At 72.1% G+C, this 21,835-nt stretch carries 20 protein-coding genes and 2 riboswitches; of the genes, 11 read left to right on the top strand and 9 right to left on the bottom strand.

Translation table 11 applies throughout. From position 1 onward, the window contains the following. Nucleotides 1-119 precede the first annotated feature (119 nt). The 5 genes from HQQ78_RS09625 to HQQ78_RS09605 all read left to right on the top strand — a co-directional run bounded on the left by HQQ78_RS09625 (nt 120) and on the right by HQQ78_RS09605 (nt 5,326). Nucleotides 120-1,427, top strand: coding sequence for an ABC transporter substrate-binding protein (locus HQQ78_RS09625; RefSeq protein WP_173152794.1), 1,308 nt, complete (start codon nt 120-122; stop codon nt 1,425-1,427). 81 nt (nt 1,428-1,508) lie between these two features. Further along, nucleotides 1,509-2,519, top strand: a complete 1,011-nt coding sequence (locus HQQ78_RS09620; protein ID WP_173152791.1) for a carbohydrate ABC transporter permease — start codon at nt 1,509-1,511, stop codon at nt 2,517-2,519. Between the two features lie 2 nt (nt 2,520-2,521). After that, a complete protein-coding gene (locus HQQ78_RS09615) occupies nt 2,522-3,478 on the top strand; it encodes a carbohydrate ABC transporter permease (protein WP_173152788.1) in 957 nt (318 codons plus the stop codon). A 79-nt stretch (nt 3,479-3,557) separates the two neighbouring features. Further along, entirely contained in the window at nt 3,558-4,571 is a 1,014-nt protein-coding gene (locus HQQ78_RS09610) for a LacI family DNA-binding transcriptional regulator (RefSeq protein ID WP_173152785.1), read from the top strand. A gap of 68 nt (nt 4,572-4,639) precedes the next feature. Then, nucleotides 4,640-5,326: an SDR family NAD(P)-dependent oxidoreductase gene (locus tag HQQ78_RS09605; RefSeq protein ID WP_173152782.1), complete on the top strand. Its 687-nt coding sequence runs from the start codon at nt 4,640-4,642 to the stop codon at nt 5,324-5,326. A gap of 21 nt (nt 5,327-5,347) precedes the next feature. Here the strand turns inward: HQQ78_RS09605 and HQQ78_RS09600 are convergent, their stop codons facing one another. The 7 genes from HQQ78_RS09600 to HQQ78_RS09570 form a co-directional block, all read right to left on the bottom strand. Continuing rightward, nucleotides 5,348-5,839, bottom strand: a complete 492-nt coding sequence (locus HQQ78_RS09600) for a MarR family winged helix-turn-helix transcriptional regulator (protein ID WP_043596034.1) — start codon at nt 5,837-5,839, stop codon at nt 5,348-5,350. Nucleotides 5,840-5,936: 97 nt separating this feature from the next. Further along, on the bottom strand, nt 5,937-7,505 hold the full coding sequence (locus HQQ78_RS09595; protein ID WP_173152779.1) for a hypothetical protein: 1,569 nt from the start codon (nt 7,503-7,505) through the stop codon (nt 5,937-5,939). Between the two features lie 44 nt (nt 7,506-7,549). Next, nucleotides 7,550-8,434 carry an ABC transporter permease gene (locus HQQ78_RS09590; protein WP_173152776.1) on the bottom strand — a complete coding sequence of 295 codons (885 nt, stop codon included), beginning with the start codon at nt 8,432-8,434 and terminating at the stop codon, nt 7,550-7,552. Beyond that, a complete protein-coding gene (locus HQQ78_RS09585; RefSeq protein WP_173152773.1) occupies nt 8,421-9,443 on the bottom strand; it encodes an ATP-binding cassette domain-containing protein in 1,023 nt (340 codons plus the stop codon). Before HQQ78_RS09585 ends, HQQ78_RS09590 begins: the two co-directional genes overlap by 14 nt. Nucleotides 9,444-9,453: 10 nt before the next feature. Then, nucleotides 9,454-10,554, bottom strand: a complete 1,101-nt coding sequence (locus HQQ78_RS09580) for a sigma-E factor regulatory protein RseB domain-containing protein (RefSeq protein ID WP_173152770.1) — start codon at nt 10,552-10,554, stop codon at nt 9,454-9,456. Between the two features lie 158 nt (nt 10,555-10,712). Beyond that, complete coding sequence (locus HQQ78_RS09575) at nt 10,713-11,024, bottom strand: antibiotic biosynthesis monooxygenase (protein ID WP_056048729.1); 312 nt, start codon at nt 11,022-11,024, stop codon at nt 10,713-10,715. A gap of 85 nt (nt 11,025-11,109) precedes the next feature. Next, entirely contained in the window at nt 11,110-11,592 is a 483-nt protein-coding gene (locus HQQ78_RS09570; protein WP_056048726.1) for an FBP domain-containing protein, read from the bottom strand. Between the two features lie 56 nt (nt 11,593-11,648). Between HQQ78_RS09570 and HQQ78_RS09565 the strand changes: the two genes are divergently transcribed. Next, entirely contained in the window at nt 11,649-12,572 is a 924-nt protein-coding gene (locus HQQ78_RS09565; RefSeq protein WP_371740477.1) for a putative protein N(5)-glutamine methyltransferase, read from the top strand. 37 nt (nt 12,573-12,609) lie between these two features. On the opposite strand, the gene HQQ78_RS09560 is transcribed toward HQQ78_RS09565, so the two are convergent. Next, nucleotides 12,610-13,098, bottom strand: a complete 489-nt coding sequence (locus HQQ78_RS09560) for a hypothetical protein (protein ID WP_173152768.1) — start codon at nt 13,096-13,098, stop codon at nt 12,610-12,612. Nucleotides 13,099-13,216: 118 nt separating this feature from the next. Here HQQ78_RS09560 and HQQ78_RS09555 point away from each other — a divergent pair, with 118 nt between their 5' ends. The 4 genes from HQQ78_RS09555 to gcvP all read left to right on the top strand — a co-directional run bounded on the left by HQQ78_RS09555 (nt 13,217) and on the right by gcvP (nt 18,743). Next, nucleotides 13,217-13,669: an SseB family protein gene (locus tag HQQ78_RS09555; protein WP_054144917.1), complete on the top strand. Its 453-nt coding sequence runs from the start codon at nt 13,217-13,219 to the stop codon at nt 13,667-13,669. Between the two features lie 144 nt (nt 13,670-13,813). Continuing rightward, nucleotides 13,814-13,917, top strand: a riboswitch (glycine riboswitch). 1 nt (nt 13,918) lies between these two features. After that, nucleotides 13,919-14,031, top strand: a riboswitch (glycine riboswitch). A 261-nt stretch (nt 14,032-14,292) separates the two neighbouring features. Continuing rightward, a complete protein-coding gene (gene gcvT / locus HQQ78_RS09550; protein WP_216844374.1) occupies nt 14,293-15,414 on the top strand; it encodes a glycine cleavage system aminomethyltransferase GcvT in 1,122 nt (373 codons plus the stop codon). Nucleotides 15,415-15,441: 27 nt separating this feature from the next. Continuing rightward, complete coding sequence (gcvH, locus tag HQQ78_RS09545) at nt 15,442-15,819, top strand: glycine cleavage system protein GcvH (protein ID WP_056048718.1); 378 nt, start codon at nt 15,442-15,444, stop codon at nt 15,817-15,819. Between the two features lie 104 nt (nt 15,820-15,923). Further along, nucleotides 15,924-18,743, top strand: a complete 2,820-nt coding sequence (gcvP, locus tag HQQ78_RS09540) for an aminomethyl-transferring glycine dehydrogenase (protein ID WP_254065261.1) — start codon at nt 15,924-15,926, stop codon at nt 18,741-18,743. Between the two features lie 278 nt (nt 18,744-19,021). Here gcvP and HQQ78_RS09535 read toward each other — a convergent pair whose 3' ends face one another. Next, on the bottom strand, nt 19,022-19,780 hold the full coding sequence (locus tag HQQ78_RS09535) for a CPBP family intramembrane glutamic endopeptidase (RefSeq protein WP_173154765.1): 759 nt from the start codon (nt 19,778-19,780) through the stop codon (nt 19,022-19,024). Nucleotides 19,781-20,137: 357 nt separating this feature from the next. Here HQQ78_RS09535 and HQQ78_RS09530 point away from each other — a divergent pair, with 357 nt between their 5' ends. Then, nucleotides 20,138-21,760 carry an ABC transporter substrate-binding protein gene (locus HQQ78_RS09530; RefSeq protein WP_173152759.1) on the top strand — a complete coding sequence of 541 codons (1,623 nt, stop codon included), beginning with the start codon at nt 20,138-20,140 and terminating at the stop codon, nt 21,758-21,760. Nucleotides 21,761-21,835 lie beyond the last annotated feature (75 nt).

Genomic DNA, 21,835 nt, shown 5'->3' with positions numbered 1-21,835 from the left:
GTTGACAAGCGAAAACCGCTGTGCGTAACTGTAACCGCTCACAGGCACAGCGACGTGGTTCTCCGAAGCACGCGCTGTCCCGCCCCCACCACAGCTCTTGCTTTCCTCAAGGAGGACGAATGCGCAGCTCATTCCGCCGTCTCGGTGTCGCCACGGTCGCGACCGCCGCCCTACTGCTCACCGCCGGGTGCTCCGGCGCCGGGGGAGGCGCGGCCGACGACGGTCCCGTCGAGCTCAGCTACTGGGCCTGGGCCCCGAACCTCGACAAGGTCGTCGACCTCTGGAACCAGGACAACCCCGACATCCAGGTCACCGTCAACAAACAGGACGGCGGAGACCCGGCCATCACCAAGCTGCTCACCGCCATCAAGGCCGGGAGCGGCGCACCGGACCTGATCCAGGCCGAGTACCAGAAGATCCCGACGCTCGTGTCCTCGGACGCGCTCGCCGACATCTCCGACCAGGGTGCCGCCGACCTCGAAGGGGACTTCTCGGAGGGCACCTGGTCGTCGGTCACCCTCGGCGGTGACGGCGTCTACGCCATCCCGCAGGACTCCGGCCCGATGATGGCGTACTACCGCACCGACGTCCTCGACCAGTACGGCCTGAGCGTCCCGACCACGTGGGACGAGTACGCCGACGTCGCCACGAAGCTCCACGCCGCCGACCCGACGAAGTACCTCGGCACCTTCTCGGCCAACGACGCCGGCTGGTTCGCCGGCCTCACGCAGCAGGCCGGGGCCTCGTGGTGGTCGATCGACGGCGACAGCTGGGGCGTCGACATCGAGGGCGGCCCGACGGAGAAGGTCGCCTCGTACTGGGGCGGGCTCGTCGAGAGCGGAGCGATCGACAACAAGCCGATGTACACGCCCGAGTGGAACGCCGGTCTGAACGACGGCAGCCAGGTCGGCTGGATCAGCTCGGTCTGGGCGCCGGGCGTGCTGGGCGGCAACGCCCCCGACACCGCCGGCAAGTGGACCGCGGCCCCGATGCCGCAGTGGGACGCCTCGAAGCCGGCGGACGGCAACTGGGGCGGCTCGACCACGGCCGTGACGACCCAGTCCGAGCACAAGGAGGCGGCGGTCGAGTTCGCGACGTGGCTCAACACCGACCCCACGGCCGTGGCGGCGCTCGCCGACATCGCCGGCGTCTACCCGGCGGCCACCGACGCGGCCTCGGACGCGCTGACCACCAGCCCCGAGTTCTTCAGCCAGCAGGACGACTTCTACGACATCGCCGCCGAGGCGTCCGAGTCGGTGCAGCCGTTCACCTACGGCCCGAACGTCAACGTGGCCTTCAGCGCCTACAACGACGAGTTCGCCAAGGCGGCCGACGCCAAGACGCAGGCGGCCTTCGAGGACGCGGTCGCGGCCATGCAGAAGATCACCGTCGACGACCTGACCAAGAGCGGCTTCTCGGTCAAGTAGCGACATCGGGCGGGGCGGTCGGGGTCGCCCCGCCCGCCCCGTCACCCCTCCGTCACACCCGTCTCGACCCAAGGACACGGCATGGCCGACACCCTCACCCCCCTCAGCCCGCGAACCGACGGGTCCGGCCCTCCGCGGTCGTCGGCCGGTCGCGAGGCGCCCCGCCCGGCGACCCGCAAGGGCAACGGCAGCTTCCGCACGCGGGTGCTGACCCCCTACGCCATGTTGGCCCCCGGAATCGTGCTGTTCGTGCTGTTCATGGCGGCGCCCATCGTCTACACGCTGTTCCTCAGCTTCCAGAAGAAACAGGTCGTCGGCCTGGGGCTCGGCTCGGGCGGCGAGAGCCAGGTGTTCGCCGGGTTCGAGAACTACGTCGGTTCTCTCACCGACCCCGAGTTCGCCTCCAGCGTGGGTCGCGTCCTGCTCTACGGCGTCGTGCTGATCCCGTGCATGCTCGGCCTCGCGTTGCTCTTCGCCCTGCTGCTCGACTCGAAGCGCACGCGGGCCACCGCCTTCTCGCGGGTCTCCATCTTCCTGCCCTACGCGGTGCCCGCCGTGATCAGCTCGCTGCTCTGGGGCTTCCTCTACCTCCCGGCCGTGAGCCCCTTCTACTACGTGTTCGACCGGCTCGGCTGGGACGTCGACGGGGTGCTCGGCTCGGGAACCGTGCTGTTCGCGATCGCCAACATCGCCCTCTGGGGCGGTGTCGGCTTCAACATGATCGTCATCTACACCTCGCTCAAGGCCGTGCCGACCGACGTCTACGAGGCCGCCCGCCTCGACGGTGCCAGCGAGGTGCAGATCGCCCTGCGCATCAAGATCCCCATGGTCGCGCCGGCGCTCGTCATGACCGCGCTGTTCTCGATGGTGGCCACCCTGCAGGTGTTCGCCGAGCCGACCACCCTCCGTCCGCTCACGAACAGCCTGTCGACCAGCTGGTCGCCGCTCATGCTCGTCTACCGCGACGCCTTCACCCGCGACGACATCTACTCGGCGGCGGCGACCTCGGTCGTCATCGCGCTCGCCACCTTCATCGTCAGCTTCTTCTTCCTCCGGGTCGTCCAGAAGCGCGCATTCGGCCAGGAGGACTGACCATGACCACCATCGACCTCGACGGCTCCCGAGACGCCACGGCCCCGGTGCCCGACCCGACCCGCGCCTCCTCGACGAACCGCCGTCCCTCGGGCAGGGTGCCGCGCGACCCGTCCGCACCGCGCCTGCACGCCGGACGGCCGAGCGTCGTCTCGACGGTGCTGCTGCTGATCGGCGCCGTCTACTGCCTGTTCCCGGTGCTCTGGGTCGTCATGGCCTCGACCAAGGACGGCGGCGAGCTCTTCTCGACCTTCACCCTGGCGCCGAGCGGTCACCTGCTCGACAACGTCGTCGCCCTGACGCAGTACCGCGACGGGCTGTTCTGGCGATGGATGCTCAACACGGCCCTCTACGCCGGCCTCGGCGCGATCGCCTCGACCTTCGTCTCGGCGCTCTCGGGCTACGTGCTCGCGAAGTTCGAGTTCCCGGGCAAGAAGGTCGTCTTCAACGTGCTGCTGATGGGCGTGCTCGTGCCCGGCGTCATCCTGGCGATCCCGCAGTACTTCCTGCTCGCGAACGTCGGCCTGACCAACACCTTCTGGGGCGTGCTGCTGCCGCAGATCATCAGCCCCTACGGCATCTACCTCGCCCGCATCTACGCCGCGGCCGCCGTGCCCACCGACGTGATCGAGGCCGCGCGCACCGAGGGGGCCCGCGAGATGGGCATCTTCTCGAGGATCGCCGTGCCGATGCTGCTGCCCGGGCTCGTGACGATCTTCCTGTTCCAGTACGTCGCCATCTGGAACAACTTCATGCTGCCGTACATCATGCTCGGCGACGACTCGCTGTTCCCGCTCACGGTGGGACTCAACGGACTGCTCAACCAGGGGGCCTCGGCGCCGGCGTTGTACACGCTCGTCATCACGGGTGCCCTGCTCTCCGTGATCCCGCTCATCGCGATCTTCCTCGTGCTGCAGCGGTTCTGGAAGGTCGACCTCGCGGCCGGCGCGGTCAAGTAGTGCGGCCTGGACGACCGGTCGTGCCGGCGGGGCGGAGCGCACCGCCGGCCCGGCGGTCGCCGCACCCTATGCTGGCCGCGTGAGCAGCACGACCGGCCGTGGCCGACCGACCATCGACGACGTCGCGACCGCCGCCGGCGTCTCGCGGGGCACGGTGTCGCGGGCCCTGAACGGCGGCCGGTGGGTCAGCCCCGAGGCCAAGACCGCGGTCGACGCCGCCATCAAGGCCACCGGGTACCGCGTCAACCCGCACGCGCGTAGCCTCGCGACGAACCGCACCGGCTCGGTCGCCTTCCTGCTCACCGAGGACCACGAACAGCTCTTCGAGGACCCGAACTTCTCCATCCTGCTGAGGGGGGCGGCCTCGGCGCTCGCCGAGCGCGACGTCTCGCTCGTGCTGATCATGGCCGGGTCGCCTGCCGAACAGCAGCGGGCGTTGGCCTACATCGGGGCCGGGCACGTCGACGGCGTCCTGCTCGTCTCCGCGCACAGCGGCGGAAGGCTGCTCGCCGACGTGGTCGAGTCGGGGGTCCCCGCGATCGCCTGCGGCATCCCGATCGGCCACGAGAAGAAGATGGGGTGGGTGGCCGCCGACGACCGCGAGGGCGCGCGCGAGATGGTCGCGTACCTCCGCGGCCTGGGGCGGAGGCAGATCGCCACGATCGCCGGCCCCGCCGACACCCCCGGCGGCATCACCCGCCTCGAGGGCTACCGGGCCGAGCTGGGCGACGACGCCGACGACTCGCTCGTGCGCCACGGCGACTACGGGCGTGAGAGCGGCCGCGTCGCGATGCAGTCCCTGCTCGCCGAACGGCCGGACCTCGACGCCGTCTTCGCCGCCAACGACCGCATGGCCGCCGGGGCGATCGACGCCCTGACGGCCGCGGGGCGGCTCGTGCCCGACGACGTCGCGGTCGCGGGCTTCGACGACTCGAGCGTCGCGACCGCGACGTCGCCGGCCCTCACGACCATGCGTCAACCGTTCGACCGCATCAGCAGCGAGATGGTGCGCCTGCTCCTGCAGGTCATCGACGGCGAGAAGCCGGCCGCCATGACGTTGCCGACCGAGCTGGTGGTGCGCGCGTCCGCCTGACGCGACCCGCGCCTCCTGCGGTCCCTCGCCCCGGCGTCCCCCCGGGACGCGCGCGTAGGGTCGGCGGCATGACCGATCTCGACGGAGCCGTGGTGCTCGTGGCCGGTGCGTCCGGCGGACTGGGGCAGCCTCTCGCGGCGATGCTCGAAGACGAGGGGGCCGTCGTCGTCCGCGCGGCCCGACGACCCGAGTCGCTCTCGGGCCCCGGCGCCTACCTCGCCGACCTGCGTGACCGGTCGGGAGGCGCGGCGCTGGTCCGGTCGGCGCTCGACCAGCACGGACGCCTCGACGGCGTCGTGGTCGCCGCGGGCGTCGTCGCGTTCGGAGCGGCGAAGGACCTCGACGACGACACGCTCGACGAACTCGTCGAGACGAACGCTCTCGGACCCATCCGTCTGGTGCGTGCCGCGCACGCCGCCCTCGCGGAGTCCGCGGCGGCCGGTCGCGAACCCTTCGTCGTGACGATCAGCGGCGTCGTGTCCGAGGCCGCGACCGTGGGGATGGCCGCCTACTCGGCGTCCAAGGCGGCCCTGGCGTCCTTCGCGTCGGCCGCCGGACGCGAGTACCGGCGAGACGGCATCCGCGTGCTCGACGCGCGCCCGGGGCACACCGACACCGGCCTCGCCACGCGGGCGGTCGCCGGGAAGGCGCCGGCGTTCGGTGCGACCCTCGACCCCGACGCGGTGGCCGAGCGGATCGTGCGGGCGATCGTCGACGGCGAGAAGGACCTGCCGAGCTCGGCGTTCTCGAGCTGACTCCCGACCGGCCCGACGCTGCTAGCTGAACTCGTCGCCGACGAGCCGCAGCAGGTCGGCGAGCTGGGCCTGCTGGGCGGGTGACAGCGAGTGCAGCCGTGCGCTCTCGGCGTCGACCAGGCTCAGCATGGCGGCGTCGACCCGCGCGATGCCGTCCTCGGTCACGCGCACCAGCACACCGCGGCCGTCGCTCGGGTCGCCGTGGCGTTCGACGAGGCCGCGCTCGACCAGACGGTCGAGTCGGTTCGTCATGGTGCCGCTCGTGACCATGGTCGCCGTGACGAGGTGCTTCGGGCTCAGCTGGAAGGGGTCGCCGGCCCGACGGAGGGCCGAGAGCACGTCGAACTCCCAGATCTCGAGGCCCGCATGGGCGAACGCCTCGCTGCGGATGCGGTCGAGGCGCCGCGACAGGCGGCGGAGGCGCGAGAAGACGTCGAGGGGTGCGAAGTCGATGTCGGGGCGCTCGCGGGCCCAGGCGTCGATGATCAGGTCGACTTCGTCGTTCGTGGCCACGGTGCTGCGTTCCCATCGGTCGGTTTCGGACTCCTCATCTTCGTCCACCTGCCGGTGAATCGTCCGCACGGGTCGCCGGGGCGACCCGGGTGGCGCGCTACTGGTAGGTCACGAGGTCGGGCGTCGGCGACACGTCGGCCATCGTCTGCTCGGGGCTCAGCACGGGCACGTCCTCGTCGTAGAAGTTCTTCCAGCCCCAGGCGACCCCGGCCGGAGCGCCGTCGTGCAGCGCGCGCCAGGTGGCCTGCTTGTCGGGCTGCGAGCCCTGACCGTCGGCGTGGATCAGCGTGGCCAGCTCGGGCCGCGACGTGTCGATCGACGCCCGGTCGCGCAGCATGTCGAGTCGGAACTGGTGCAGCACGAACATCTTCGGCGGCAGACCCTTCGACGCGACGAGGTCGGCCAGCCAGGTCGACACGGCGTTCACCTCGCCCGCCTCGACCCCGCCGATCTGGCGCAACGGCACCTGGTCGGCCTCGAGGCGCCATTCGGGGTCGAGGGCCAAGCCGACGTTCGGCCGCGACAGCAGCGACTCGTAGCGCTTCGCCTGGCTGAGGAAGTCCGCCCGACCCGGCTGCAGGTCGATCACCACGTACTGCCCCGCGGCGACGGCCGCGTCCACGTAGGGCTCGATGCTCTCGACCGACAGCTCGTTCGAGTAGTCGCCGTCGTCCCCGGCGGCACCGGCGGCGACCGTCGCGATGACCTCGAGCATCGGCACCACGGGACGGTCGCTCGCCGCGTCGTAGCTCGCCGCGACGTCGGCGGCACGCTGCACGGTCGCGGCGACGTCCTGCTCGCCGAGGACGCCGAGCGCCCCGGTGCCGGGCGCGCCGTAGAGCGCCACGAACCGCCGGTCCGGGAAGAACCGTTGGCCGCCGCCGGGCAGCTGTGCCCCGGACCGGGCCGCCGCGACCGACCACGCGGCGTCGCGCACGGTCGAGAAGGACGAGCCGATCAGGACGGTGTCGGTCGTCGTCGAGGCGTGCAGCGCGTCGATCGCCTCACCGGAGGCCTGAAGGTCGACGACCCCCTCGGGCAGGGCCTGGACCTCGGCCCCCGCGGCCCGGGCGGTGGCCATGGCCGCGACGTCCTCGGCTCCGGCCACGACGGCGAGGACGTCGTCCAGGGGCGTCGCCGGGTCGGGCACGTCGACCGAGGAGGCGCGGCTCGCGATCTCGACGCCCGCCCCGTCGATCGCGCCCACGTCGCCGACCGCCAGCACGGTCTCGACGCCGAGCCGGTCGAGCTCGGCCGCCAGGACGGACGGCCCGGTCGTGGGGCTGTCGCTCGACGGGCCGGCGGACGGCGACGCCGTCGGCGCCCCCGCCGGGGCGAGCAGCAGGGGCACGCCCAGTCGCTCCGCCTCGTCGGCCGCCTCCGCCTGGCCCGCCGCGTCCCCGTCCGCTGCGACGACCGCGACCGGACTGGAGGCGAAGAGCGCCCGGCTGGCCTCGACGGCCCTGTCGGGGGCGGTGGCGCCGCCGACGACCGTGACCCGCGCCTCCTGCTGGTGGGTGACGAGGGCCGTGCGCCCGTCGGCGTCGTCGGTCGACGTGGACGTGCAGCCGGTCGCGGCGAGCAGGGCCACGGTGGCGAGCGACGCCGCCACGGTCAGGCGGACGGGGCGGGAGGGGACGCGGGATCGGCGGGTACGGGAAAGCACCGATCCACGGTAACCGCGACCGCCGACACGGGCGCGCCGACGGCTCAGCTCAGGACGTCCTTCGTGGTGAACCGGCCGAGTGCCAGGGCACCGAAGACCACGACGTAGCCGGCCTGCAGCAGGGCGTTGGCGCCGAACGAGTCCCACGAGACCGGGTCGCGCATGAGGTCGGCGAATCCCAGCCAGTGGTGCGTGAACAGCCAGGGGTCCAGGACGTCCAGTTGCGGCAGCGCATCGACGATCTGGGCGACGGTCGAGAGCACGATCGTGGCCGCCATGGCCCCGACGGGCACGCTCGTCAGCGTCGAGGCGAACAGGCCGATGGCGCTCAGGCCGAGCAACGACATCGTGACGTAGAGCGCCATCAGCAGCAGCCTCAGGGCGTACTCGCCCAGGCCGATCGTCTGCCCGGAGAGCAGGGTGACCGGCCCGACCGGGAACAGCGCGGCCCCGGCGATCGCCCCGAACACGACCACCACGAGCGTGGCGGCGAGGCAGAACGCCGCGGCCGCCGCGAACTTGACGAGCAGGAGGCGCACCCGGCCCACCGGCGTCACCAGCAGGTACCGCAGGGTGCCGAGGCTCGCCTCGCCCGCGATCGTGTCGCCGGCGACGACGCCGACGGTCAGCGGGAGGAAGAGCGGGATCGCCACCGTGAGGGCGGTGAGCGAGACGAAGAGGCCGTTCTGGGTGATGTCGCCGAGGAAGGCGGGCCCGCGACCGCCGCCGCCGTCGGACGACGTGACGCGCACGGCGACCGCGAGCAGCACCGGGATGAGGGCCAGCGCGGCGAGCAGCGCGATCGTGCGGACGCGGCGGAAGAGCACCGCCAGCTCGCTGCCCAGCAGGCCGAGGCCCAGCGCGCTCCGGGGGCGGTCGACGGTGGGGGCGGCGTCGGGACGCGCGCCCGCGGACTCAGCCGGCGACATCGAAGCCCTCCCCGGTCAGGTCGACGAACCGGTCCTCGAGGCTGGCGCCGGCCACCTCGAACCCGCGGACGCGCACGTCCGCGGCGACGAGGGCCGCGACGATCGACTCGGGTGAGAGCCCGTCGACCGCGAGCTCCGCCTCGACGCCGACCGCGCCACCCGCGGTCGCGGGCGTCGCGTCGGGCCGTGCCCGCGCCTCCGGGGAGAGCCCCAGGCGGACGAGCACGTCGCGGGCGGCGTCCGGATCGGGCGTGAGCAGGCGGACCCGGTGCGTGCCGAGCGCGCGCAGGTCGTCGAGCGTGCCCTGGGTCAGCAGCCGCCCGGCGCTCATCACGCCGATGTGCGTGCACATCTGCTCGACCTCGCTGAGCAGGTGGCTCGAGACGAAGACGGTCGTGCCCTCGTCGGCCAGGGAACGGATGAGGGTGCGGACCTCGCGCGTGCCCTGCGGGTCGAGGCCGTTGCTGGGCTCGTCGAGCACCAGCAGGTCCCGCGGCATCAGCAGGGCGTTCGCGATGCCGAGGCGCTGCTTCATGCCGAGCGAGTAGGCGTGGGCCTTCTTCGACGCCGCGTGACCGAGGCCGACGCGGTCGAGGGCGGCGTCGACCCGGGCGCGTCGCGTCGAGGCCGGGGCCGAGCGGTCGCCCGAGTCGAGGCGGTGCAGGTTCGCCCGGCCCGACAGGAACGGGTAGAACGCCGGGCCTTCGACCAGGGCGCCGACGCGGGGGAGGACGCGGCGCAGGTCGTCGGGCATCGACCCGCCGAGCACCCTGATGTCGCCGCTCGACGCCGAGGTGAGCCCCAGAAGCATGCGGATCGTGCTGGTCTTGCCCGAGCCGTTCGGACCGAGGAACCCGTAGACGCTGCCGTGCGGCACCGCGAGGTCGACTCCGTCGACGGCGCGCTGGCGTCCGAACTGCTTCGTCAGGCCCGTCGTCTCGACGGCGAACGCCCCTCGGGGTGCGTCGCCGACGGCGGGCGCCCGGGCGGCGGGGGTGTCGAGGCTCACCGGCCGGAGGTCACTGCCCGGCCACGGCGGCCTGCAGGGTCGAGGCGTCGACCGCCCCGGCGAACACCCGACCGTCGTCGGTCAGCAGGACGGACACCAGCGAGGTCTCGAGCACCCGGCCGCCGTCGACCTTCGTGGTCAGCTGGTCGAGCAGGCCCTGGGCGTCGGCATCGATCGACGAGGTGCCGTCGTTCGACCCGGCAGCCGGTGTGACCCCGACGATCGTGCTCCAGCCGGAGCCGATGACGGTCTTCTCGGCGTGCGCCGCGTCACCGTGCGACCGTCCGGAGGCGCCGGTCGGCACGGTCACGTCGGTCACGGTCGCGTCCGCCGGGGGAGTGAACGCGAAGACGGACGCCGCGGGGGCGCCGAAGTCGACCGAGGTGAAGCCGGCCGACAGCGCCGGATCGCTCTGCCCCTTCGCGGCGACGACCACCTTGAGCGGGACGCCGGTCTCGGCGTCGACGGTGAGGGTCGCGCTCGCGACGAGCGTCGAGGAGTCCTTCGGGGTCAGGACCACCTGGTACGCGTCGCGTCCGGCCACCCGCACGTCGGAGTCGGCCGTGACGGTCGTCGTGGGCTCGACCGACGACAGGACGAGGTCGGCCAGTTCGGCAGGCGTCTGCGGCACGGCGGTGCCGTCGGGGAGGGCGCTCGGCGTCGGGGTGCTCCCCTGGTCGGGCAGAGTCGCGTGCGTCGCTTCCTTCGTCTTCGAGTCGTAGGCCCACACGCTCGACCCGTCACGGATGACGTCGCGCTCGGCGAGCTGGTCGATCACCTGGACTCGCTGCTTCGTGGCGCCGTCGGCGTAGACCTTGGCCGTGTGGCTGCCGCTCAGAAGTTCGAGGGCACCGGCGGCGTCGGACGACGATCCGCCGCCCGTGGCCTGGGCCGACACGTCGGGCAGCCCGAGGTCGGAGGTCTGCTCGACCGTGCCCGAGTAGGACGCGCCCGAGCTCGAGGCGGCGAGGGCCAGCACCTGCTGCGGCGTCTTGTCGGGCAGGTCGACGTCGGCCGTGGCCGAGACGGCGGGGACCACGATGCTCGCAGCGATGACGGCCACGGGGACGGCGGCGGCGGTGGCGGTGGCCCAGCGGGTGGACTTCTTCATGACGATCGCGACCTCTCACGCCGGGCCCCGAGCGGGTCGGCGATTGGGCAGGAGACTACGCGCGAAGCCTGGAGATCGCTGTCATCCTCGCCCCCGGTCGCTCGACGTCGAACGAGCCGTGCCGACGCCGGCCGGACGCCCCGGCGCGACCGTCCCGGTCAGAGCTCGACGACCTCGAACTCGAGCAGGTCGGCACCCGTCGCGACCGGCCCGCGCGGGGCGTCGCCGGATGCGGCGGGGCGGGCGTGGGCGGCCTTGGCGCCGTCGGCCGACCAGGCCGCGAAGTCCTCTTCGCTGCGCCAGGTCGTCACGACGAAGTAGCGGTCCTCGCCCTTGACGGGACGCAGCAGCTGGAACCCCTCGAACCCCTCCGCCCCGTCGACCGAGTGCTTGCGGGCGGCGAAGCGCTTCTCGAGCTCGGAGCCGGAGCCCTCGGGGACGTGGATGGCGTTGATCTTGACGACGGACACGACGGTGCCTTTCGGTGGGGATGGGGTGGGGGAGCCGGGTGGGGAACGACGGGAGGCGCGGTGCGGTCGGCGGGACGGCCGCGCGTCAGGCGGTCTTCATGACGTTGGCCGTGAAGCCCTGCACCCGCTCGGCGAGGCCGGCCGAGCGGCGGGCGATCTGCTCGGGCGGGTTGAGGTGCGGGGGAGCGACCCGGATCAGCAGCGAGCAGGCGAGGTCTTCACAGATGTACGTGCCGAGCGTGTTGCCGTTGAGCCCGGCCTCGCCGGCCTTGGGGGCGGTGAAGAGGCGTACCTGCGTGGCCGGCTGGGGTGAGTGGCAGAGCGAGCACATGGCGGCGATGCCGGGGCGCAGCGAACTGCTCGACGACCGGACGACGAGTCCGACGGGTCGGCCGTCCATCCAGTGGACGATGTAGCCGCGGTGGTGGGCCTGCGGGTCGCGCCAGCCGAGGAACTCGCGTTCCTCCCAGAGCATCTCGTGCAGTCCGGGGATCGGCAGGCGGTCGAGGTCGCCCGGCAGGGCGTTGACGAACGACTCGCGGATGTCGGTCTCGGTCAGCGGCTTCATGTTCTCCCTCGTGCCGTCGGGTCTCGTCAGCCTACGCGTCGGTCTAGCGTGGGCGCGTGACGATCCCGGAGGCCGACCGCGAGCTGATCGTCGCGCGTCGCCTCCGAGCCGCGGGCTGCGTCTTCGCCGAGGACGAGGCGCGCCTGCTGGTGGCCGCCGCCGACGCCGGAACCCGGCCCGACGCCGACGCCGGAACCGAGGCCGACGCTGACGCTGACGCTGACGCTGACGCTGACGCTGACGCTGACGCTGACGCTGACGCTGACGCTGACGCGCTCGAGTCGATGGTCGCCGACCGCGTCGCCGGACGACCGCTCGAGCAGATCCTCGGCTGGGCGGAGTTCGCGGGGCGGCGGATCGTCGTCGAGCCGGGCGTCTTCGTGCCCCGCCGCCGGACCGAGCTGGTCCTGGGGCAGGCCTCCGCGGCGCTCGTGGACGATGCGGCACCCGTGGACGAGGGCTGCGGTCCGGCGACCCGTTCCCCCACCGTGCTCGAGCTCTGCTGCGGCGCCGCCGCAGTCGCGACCGTGCTCGCCGCCGAGCACCCCGGTCTCGACCTCTGGGCCACCGACCTCGACCCGGCCGCCGTGCACTGCGCCCGTCGCAACCTCGACGGGAGGGGGACCGTCGTCCGGGGAGACCTGTTCGACGGGCTGCCCCCGTCGCTGCGCGGCCGGTTCCGGGTGATCGCGGCGAATGCGCCCTACGTGCCGACCGGGGCGATCTCGTCCCTGCCGCCCGAGGCGCGCCTCCACGAGTCGTCGCTCGCCCTCGACGGCGGGGCCGACGGGCTCGACCTCCACCGACGGATCGCCGCCGAGGTCGGCGAGTGGCTGGCACCGGGCGGCACCCTCGTCCTCGAGACGAGCGAGCGTCAGGCTCCCGACACGCAGGAGGCGCTGGTCGCCGCGGGCCTGCGGGCCCGGGTCGTGCGCGACGACGAGATCGACGGCACGGTCGTCGTCGCCGTCGCCCGGTGAGGCGGTCGGCCCCCGGCGGGGTGGTCCGTGACCGGGCTCAGACGTCGGCCGGGGCGACGGAGTCGACGACCGGGGCGTCGGGGGTGCCCGAGATCTGGCAGGTCCACTCCGTCGCGGGGCGGCCGTCGGCGAGGTGGCCCATCGTGACGGTGGCCACGGCGCCCGTGGCGCTGTCGCGGACGTCGTCGGCCTCGTAGGCCCACACGTCGCCGAGGTACGGCAGGTCGGGGTACTGCTGACCGATCGCCGTGACGCACGCGTGCCAGGCGGGGGGCGCCTCCTGGGCCTGGGCCGTGGCGGGGGCGGGCGGCTCGGTCGTCGGGAGCGCGGTGGCGTCGGGCAGGGCCGTCGCGTCGTCCGAGGCCGTCGGCGTGGGTGTCAGTGACGCCGCGGCCGTCGGGCCCGGGGACGAGGCCGGCGCGCCCCCGGCGCTCCCGGCGCACCCGGACACGAGCAGCACGAGGGCCAGGCCCGTGACGGCGAGGGCCGGGGCGGTTCGGTGGGACGGGCGGAGGCTGCGGGGCACGAGGGCTCCTCGAGGTGGGTGCGACACGGCGGGGTGTTGCACAGGGTAGCGAGTGGCCGGGCCGCCCACCACGCGCGACGCTGAGCCGACACGGAGGTTCGCCCGGCAGGCTGGTCGGATGACCGACACGGACAACCGCGAAAAGACCGCACTCGAACAGGCCATCAGCAAGGGCCAGGCGGGTGAGGGCGACATGAACAGCGTGCTCGCCGAGTTCGTCAACGCCCAGGTCGTCGTCGCCACGGCCACCGACGCGCAGGAGTCGCTGAACGACCTGCAGCCCGTGCTCTTCGACCGCGAGGGCGTGCCCATGCTGGCCGCCTTCACCCACGTCGACATGATCGGCGAGCAGGTCAAGGGCGTCGCCGAGTTCTCGGCGACCCTCCCGGCGGCCGAACTCGTCCAGGCCATCCCGGCCGAGACCGGCCTCGTCGTCAACCCGGGCAACCGCGAGGGCTTCGAGATGCTGCCCGAGGGCGTCGCCCAACTGGCGGACGACGTGCGCAAGCTCGTCGCCGAGCACGAGGCGGCCGGTTCGCCCGAGCCCGGGCAGCCCTCCCGCGCCGTCTGACGCACCCGCACGACCCCACGACGCCCCGACCGAACCCGGTCGGGGCGTCCGTCGTCGTCCGGGTGGCCCGGATCGCGTGAGATCCCGAAACCTGCGTGTCACACGACGACGCTAGGCTGGCGCCACAATCGAACATCGGGCCACGAACACGTCGCGGGAGAGCCCCGGTGCGCAGAGACTGCGCCGACCGGGCACCGAAGGAGCAAGCTCCCCGCCAATCTCTCAGGTACGCGTACCGCGACGGACTGGCCACTCTGAAAAGCAGGAGGCGCGAGGCGGTCGACAGACCCCCTCGCCGGTCCTCGCCCACGGTGAAAACCGGCCTCGGCCGGTGAAGCTCTCAGGCCCATGACAGAGGGGGAGCCCCGACCGGCGGATCGCCGGACGGGGCTGCCCCGTCGTGCCCCATCCGCACGACACCGTTCCCGGCCGAGACACCTGGCGGCCGGTCCGTCCCTCTCAGGAGCACGATGTCCGACGCAGCCTCGAACCTTCCCGCCGCCCCCGGGCCCGACGACGACGACCTCGGCGGTGCCGAGGCGTCCGCCGTGCTCGACGGCGACGTCGTCCTCTCCGACGACGGCACCGAGGGCATCGCCACCGGGCCGGGCGACGCCCACGACCTGACCGGTACCGACGAGCCCGACGAGCGCTACAGCCCGTTGCACGAGGTCCACGTCGCCGCCGGCGCCGTCTTCACCGACTTCGCGGGCTGGCAGATGCCGGTCCGTTACGACTCCGACCTCGCCGAGCACCACGCCGTCCGCACCGCCGCGGGGCTCTTCGACCTCTCGCACATGGCCGAGATCGCCGTGGTGGGGCCCGACGCCGGCGCCTTCCTCGACCATGCCCTGGCCGGCACCCTCTCGACCATCGCCGTCGGGCGGGCGAAGTACTCGCTCCTGCTCGCCGCCGAGGGCGGGATCGTCGACGACCTGGTCGTCTACCGCCTCGACGAGCACGACTTCCTGGTCGTGGCCAACGCGGGCAACCGCGAGGCGGCGTTCGCGGCGTTGGCGACCCGCGCCTCCGGGTTCGACGTCACCGTGGACGACGAGAGCGACGACACCGCGCTGATCGCGGTCCAGGGGCCCGAGAGCGAGGGCGTGCTCGACGAACTCGTCACGGCCGACCGCCTCCAGCCCGACGCCCCGCTGTCCACGCTGCGGTACTACCGCGTGCTGCAGGCCACCTTCGACGACGCCCCCGTGCTGATCGCGCGCACCGGGTACACCGGCGAGGACGGCTTCGAGCTCTACGTCGACCCCGAGACCGCCCCGTCGCTGTGGGCCGCGATCGCCGAGGCCGGCGGACCCCGGGGGATCGTCCCCGCGGGGCTGGCCAGTCGCGACACGCTCCGTCTCGAGGCCGGCATGCCGCTCTACGGCCATGAACTCGGCCTCGACGTCCGCCCCGACCAGGCGGGGCTCGGCCGGGTCGTCGACACCTCGAAGGACTTCGTCGGGCGCTCGAACGTCGAGCCCGCCGCCGGTGCCCGCGTCCTCGTCGGACTGACGCTCACGGGGCGCCGGGCCGCCCGGGCGGGCTACCCGGTCGTCACCGACGACGGCACCGTCGTCGGCGAGGTCACGAGCGGCGCGCTGTCGCCCACCCTCGGCCACCCGGTGGCCATGGCCTACGTCGACCCCGACGTCGTCGACCGCGGTCCCGCCCTGGCCGTCGACGTCCGCGGCACCGCCGTCGCCGCCACCGTCGTCCCGCTGCCCTTCTACAAGCGCTCCTAGGCACCCCCTCCCTCGAAAGGACCGGCCATGACCGATCTCACCGCACTGAAGTACACCGCCGAGCACGAGTGGCTCCTGATCGACGGCGACACCGCCACCGTGGGCATCACCGACTACGCCGCCGACAAGCTGGGCGACGTCGTCTACGTCGACCTGCCCGCCGAGGGCACCGAGGTCGAGACCGGCACGGTCGTCGGCGAGATCGAGTCGACCAAGTCGGTCGGCGAGCTGTTCGCCCCCGCGCTCGGCACGGTCCTCGAGGCCAACCAGGCCGTCGTCGACAGCCCCGACCTCGTCAACAGCGACCCGTTCGGCGACGGCTGGCTCATCAAGATCACCCTGTCGTCGACCGACGGCCAGGGCCTGCTCTCGCGCGACGAGTACGTCGCGCTGACCGCCGAATGAGCGCCGAGCAGACGGGCGGGTCCGTCTTCGGCGGCTGGTCCGACCAGGTCGCCACCGGCTTCGTCGACCGCCACGTCGGCACCACCCCGGACGACCAGGCGACCATGCTCGCCGCTGTCGGGCACGACAGCGTCGAGTCGCTCGTCGCGGCCGCCGTGCCCGACGCGATCCACGCCGCACCCGTCGAGGGCAGCGTGCTGCCCGAGCCGATCGGCGAAGAAGAGGCGCTCGCCGAGCTGCGGGCGCTCGCGGGGCGCAACCGCGTCTCGCGCAGCCTCCTCGGTCTCGGGTACTACGACACCGTCACCCCGGCCGTCATCCAGCGCAACGTGCTCGAGAACCCCAGCTGGTACACCGCCTACACGCCGTACCAGCCCGAGATCTCGCAGGGTCGACTCGAGGCCCTCATCAACTTCCAGACGATGGTGGCCGAGCTGACCGGGCTCTCGACCGCCAACGCGTCGATGCTCGACGAGGGCACGGCCGTCGTCGAGGGCATGCTGCTGGCCCGCCGTGCGTCCAAGGCGAAGACCGACGTCTTCGTCGTCGACAGCGACACCTTCCCGCAGACCAAGGCCCTGCTCGCCGGCCGCGCCGAGGCCGTCGGGATCGAACTCGTCGAGCTCGACCTCTCGGTGCTCGACCCCGCCGAGCTGCCCGAGTCGTTCGGCCTCTTCGTCCAGTACCCCGCGGCGTCCGGGTCCGTCTGGAGCCCGCGCGCCGTCGTCGAGGCGGCCCACGCCCAGGGCGGTCTGGCCGTCGTCGCCGCCGACCTGCTCGCGCTCACGCTGATCGAGGCACCCGGCGAGTTCGGGGCCGACGTCGCCGTGGGCACCAGCCAGCGCTTCGGCGTGCCGATGGGCTTCGGCGGTCCGCACGCGGGCTACATGGCCGTCCGCACGGGGCTCGAGCGTCAGCTGCCCGGGCGCCTGGTCGGGGTCTCGCAGGACGCCGTCGGGCAGCCCGCCTACCGCCTCAGCCTGCAGACCCGCGAGCAGCACATCCGTCGCGAGAAGGCCACGTCGAACATCTGCACCGCACAGGTGCTGCTCGCCGTGATGGCGTCGATGTACGCGGTCTACCACGGCCCCTGGGGGCTGCGGCACATCGCGACGCGCGTGCACGGCCACGCCTCCGACCTGGCGGCCGCAATCGGGGCGAGCGAGCTCGAGCTCGAGCGGGACTCGTTCTTCGACACCCTCCAGGTCTTCGTCCCGGGTCGGGCGGCCGAGATCGTCGCCGCGGCACACGCTCGGGGCTACCTGCTGCACGCCGTCGACGACGACTGCGTCCGCCTCTCGTTCGACGAGACCACGACGCGGGACGACGTCCGGGTCGTCGCCGAGGTGCTCGGTGTCGACCTGCTCGACGATGCCGCACCCTCGGGCCTGCAGGAGGCGCTGCTGCGGACGAGCGACTACCTCACGCACCCGGTCTTCCGCACCCACCGCAGCGAGACCAGCATGATGCGCTACCTCAAGCACCTGGCCGACAAGGACTACGCGCTCGACCGCGGGATGATCCCGCTCGGCAGCTGCACGATGAAGCTCAACGCGGCGACCGAGATGGCCGCGGTCACCTGGCCCGAGTTCGCCGGCGTGCATCCGTTCGCCCCGGCCGACGACGTGGCGGGGTACCTCGACCTGATCGGTCAGCTCGAGGGATGGCTGGCCGAGGTCACGGGCTACGACACGGTCTCGCTGCAGCCCAACGCCGGCAGCCAGGGCGAACTCGCGGGTCTCCTCGCGATCCGCGGTTACCACCTGTCGAACGGCGACGGCGAGCGGACGGTGTGCCTGATCCCGCAGAGCGCGCACGGCACGAACGCGGCCAGCGCGGTGCTCGCGGGCATGCGCGTCGTCGTGGTGGCCTGTGACGAGGGCGGCAACGTCGACCTCGACGACCTGCGCGCCAAGGTCGAGCAGCACACGGCCCAGCTCGCGGCGCTCATGATCACCTACCCGTCGACGCACGGCGTGTACGAGCACGACATCGTCGCCCTCACCGACGCCGTGCACGCGGCCGGAGGCCAGGTCTACGTCGACGGGGCGAACCTCAACGCCCTGCTCGGGGTGGCGCGCTTCGGTGACTTCGGCGGCGACGTCTCGCACCTCAACCTGCACAAGACCTTCTGCATCCCGCACGGTGGGGGCGGTCCGGGCGTGGGTCCGGTCGCGGCCAAGGCCCACCTCGCGCCCTTCCTGCCCGGTCACCCGATGGCCCAGCAGGCCGACCGTCGCACGGGTTCGGCCCCCGCGGCCGAGGGGGACCGTCTCGCCCACGCCGGCGTGCCCGTCTCGAGTGCTCCGTACGGGTCGCCGAGCATCCTGCCGATCAGCTGGGCCTACGTGCGCATGATGGGCACCGAGGGCCTCACCCGGGCGACCGGGGCGGCCGTCCTGGCGGCCAACTACGTCGCCGCCCGCCTCCGCGAGCACTTCCCCGTGCTGTACGCGGGCGAGAACGGCCTCGTCGCGCACGAGTGCATCCTCGACCTGCGGCCGTTGCGCGACGCGACCGGGGTCACCGTCGACGACGTGGCCAAGCGCCTCATCGACTACGGCTTCCACGCCCCGACCATGTCGTTCCCCGTCGCGGGAACCCTCATGGTCGAGCCGACCGAGAGCGAGGACCTGGCCGAGATCGACCGCTTCGTCGACGCGATGATCGCGATCAAGGGCGAAGCCGACGCCGTGGCGGCTGGTCGGTACACCGCCGAGTCGAGCCCGTTGCGCGGTGCGCCCCACACGGCCGAGTCGGTCGTCGTGGGCGAGTGGACCGCCGAGTACGGCCGCGAAGAGGCCGTGTACCCGGTCCGCTCGCTCGTGCGCGGCAAGTACTGGCCGCCGGTGCGTCGCATCGACCAGGCCTACGGTGACCGCAACCTGTTCTGCAACTGCCCGCCGGCCGAGGCGTTCGCCTAGATCGCGTCGGGCGCCGACCGCGCCTCGGACGGGAAACCGCCAGCACCCGATCCCGTCGAGTGCTGGCGGTTCCCTCTGGGTCCCTCGGGCGTCGGCCGCCGAGTGTCGCGGAGGGCGTTCACGTAGCGGCGACCGTCCCGATCGACGCCCGGGGGACAGCTCACGCTGTGTGGCTAGCTCGGGGTGCTCCGACCCGTGGGTCCATCAGACTCGCCCCCCGAACGAGTGTCAAGACCCAGTTCCGCCCGCGAGCGTCCCCGGCGTTCCGTCCCGGTGCGTCAGGACGGCAGCCCGAAGAGGGTGGGGAAGGTCGTGGCGGCCCACGGGTAGCCCACGAAGACGGCCGCGTCCATCAGGACGTGCGCGACGACGAGCGGCAGCACCCGGCCGAACCGTACGTAGAGCCAGCCGAAGGCGACGCCCATGACCACGTTGCCGACGAAGGCGCCGAACCCCTGGTAGAGGTGGTAGCTGCCGCGGAGCAGGGCCGCCGTCACGATGATCGACCACGTGCGCCAACCGAGGTCGCGGAGGCGCGCGAAGAGGTACGCGACGACGATCACCTCCTCGGTCACCCCCGCCCGCAACGCCGACAGCAGCAGCACGGGGACGGTCCACCAGTGCTCGCCGAGGTTCGTCGGCACGACGGTGACCGTCAGGTCGAGCGCCTTGCCCACGAGGTAGAGGCCGATGCCGGGGATGCCGATGGCGAGGGCCAGCCCGACGCCGCCGAGGGTGTCCCGTCCGGCACGCGAGAAGTCGACGCCGAGACGTCCCAGGTGGGGTCGTTCCTCGCGCCACAACAGGAAAGCCACGAGCAACACCGGCACGAGGTCCACCGCGACGCCGAGCACCTGGTAGGCGAGGTCGAAGAACTCCCGACTGCTCAGTGGTGAGTTCAGCGTGGCGGTCTGCTGCGAGAGGGCGGTCTGCTGGGTGAGCCGGTTCACGATCGCGAGCACCGAGTACACGGCCGACGCGCCGAGTGAGAGGCCGAGGACGATCGCGATCTCGACCCGGAGGCGCGCTCGGGTCATCGGGGCCGGGCGCGGTGCGAGGGCATCGCGTGGTGTCACGGCGGAGGCGGGGTCCTGGGGGCGGCTCACGGGGGCGATCGTACGGGACCGGCGTGGGTGGGCCGACCCGCGCCTCCTGCCGTGGCGGAGAACAATACCTGCCAGGTGGCGGATTTCTCGCAGCCGATTCATGCGAACTTCAGGCCCCACGCGCAACGAACCGGGTGCCGACGCAACGATCCGGCGAGTTGGTTTCCGTCGTGTAACCGTTGACGTCGGGGTTTGGTGATGCCCGAACGGGGTGCCTAGGCTCACACCATCCAACGCGGCACGGCCCCTGGGCACAGTGCTGCGTCCTTTCCCGCATCAGGAGGAACATTGAAGAAGACGCGCATGGGCCTGTCGGCCGTCGCCGTCGTGGGGACGGCAGCACTCGTCCTCACCGGTTGCGCCAGCGGCAGCGGGGACGACGACACGTCGTCCGGTGACGCTACCGCGATCATCAAGACGAACGGCACCGAGCCCGAGAACCCGCTCGTCCCGTCGAACACGACCGAGACCGGTGGTGGCCGCATCGTCACCTCGATCTTCGCCGGTCTCGTCAGCTACAACGCCGACGGCACCACCAAGAACGAGGTGGCCGACAGCATCGAGAGCGACGACGCCACCGTGTGGACGGTCACGCTCAAGGACGGCTGGAAGTTCACCGACGGCACCGACGTCACGAGCGAGTCGTTCACGAAGGCCTGGAACTGGGCGGCGAGCTTCGACAACGTCGCGAACTCGTCCGGCAGCTCGTTCTTCGAGAACTTCAAGGGCTACAGCGACACCGAGCAGAGCGACCTCGACCTCACCGTCGAGAGCCCGACCGAGTTCACGGTGACGCTCAACACCCCCGAGGCCGACTTCCCGCTGCGCCTCGGCTACTCGGCCTACTCGCCGCTGCCCGAGTCGTTCTACGCCGACCCCGCCGCGTTCGGCGAGAACCCGGTCGGCAACGGCCCGTACATGCTCGACGGTGAAGGCGCCTGGACGCACAACCAGGGCATCAAGCTCAAGACGAACCCCGACTACGACGGCAACCGCAAGCCGAAGAACGGCGGGCTCGACATCAACTTCTACACCTCGCTCGACTCGGCCTACGCCGACGTGCAGGGTGGCAACCTCGACGTGCTCGACCAGATCGGCCCGGCGGCGTTCCAGACGTACCAGAGCGACTTCCCCGACACGAACGTCAACCAGCCCGCCGCGGTCTTCCAGGGCATGACGATCCCGCAGTACCTCGCTCACTTCGGTGACGACGAAGAGGGCGACCTGCGTCGTCAGGCCATCTCGATGTCCATCAACCGCGACGACGTCACGAAGGTCATCTTCCAGGGCACGCGGACGCCGGCCAAGGACTTCACCTCGCCCGTCATCCCCGGTTACACCGACGAGCTCGAGGGTGAGAGCGTCCTCTCGTTCGACGCCGACAAGGCCAAGGACCTCTGGGACCAGGCCGACGCGATCTCGCCCTACGGCGACACCACGTTCACCATCGGCTACAACTCCGACGGTGGACACCAGGAGTGGGTGGACGCGGTCACCGCGAACATCTCGAAGACGCTGGGCATCAAGGCCGAGGGCAAGCCCTACCCGACCTTCGCCGAGTTCCGCACCGACGCCTCGGGTGGTGCCATGACCGGCGCCTTCCGTTCGGGTTGGCAGGCCGACTACCCGTCGCTGTACAACTTCCTGTACCCGACGATGGCCACCAACGGCAGCTCGAACGACGGCAAGTACTCGAACCCCGAGTTCGACGACCTGCTCGCCGAGGGCAGCGCCGCGAGCGACGTGGACGACGCGAACGCCTCGTACCAGAAGGCCCAGGAGGTCCTGCTCAAGGACCTGCCGATCATCCCGCTGTGGTACGCGAACGTCAACGGCGTCTGGGCCGACACGGTGAGCAACGTCGAGTACGGCTGGGACTCCGTGCCGATCTACGAGAACATCACCAAGTAACCAAGTAAGGTCGTCGCTCACGCGCTCGACCGACGCTCGACGGGGTCCGGGCAGTGTTCGCACTGTTCGGACCCC

The organism is Frigoribacterium sp. VKM Ac-2859, assembly GCF_013204925.1.
GTDB lineage: Bacteria > Actinomycetota > Actinomycetes > Actinomycetales > Microbacteriaceae > Frigoribacterium.
The sequence above is the reverse complement of the archived record's forward strand: the minus strand, read 5'-3'. Positions and strand labels throughout refer to the sequence as shown.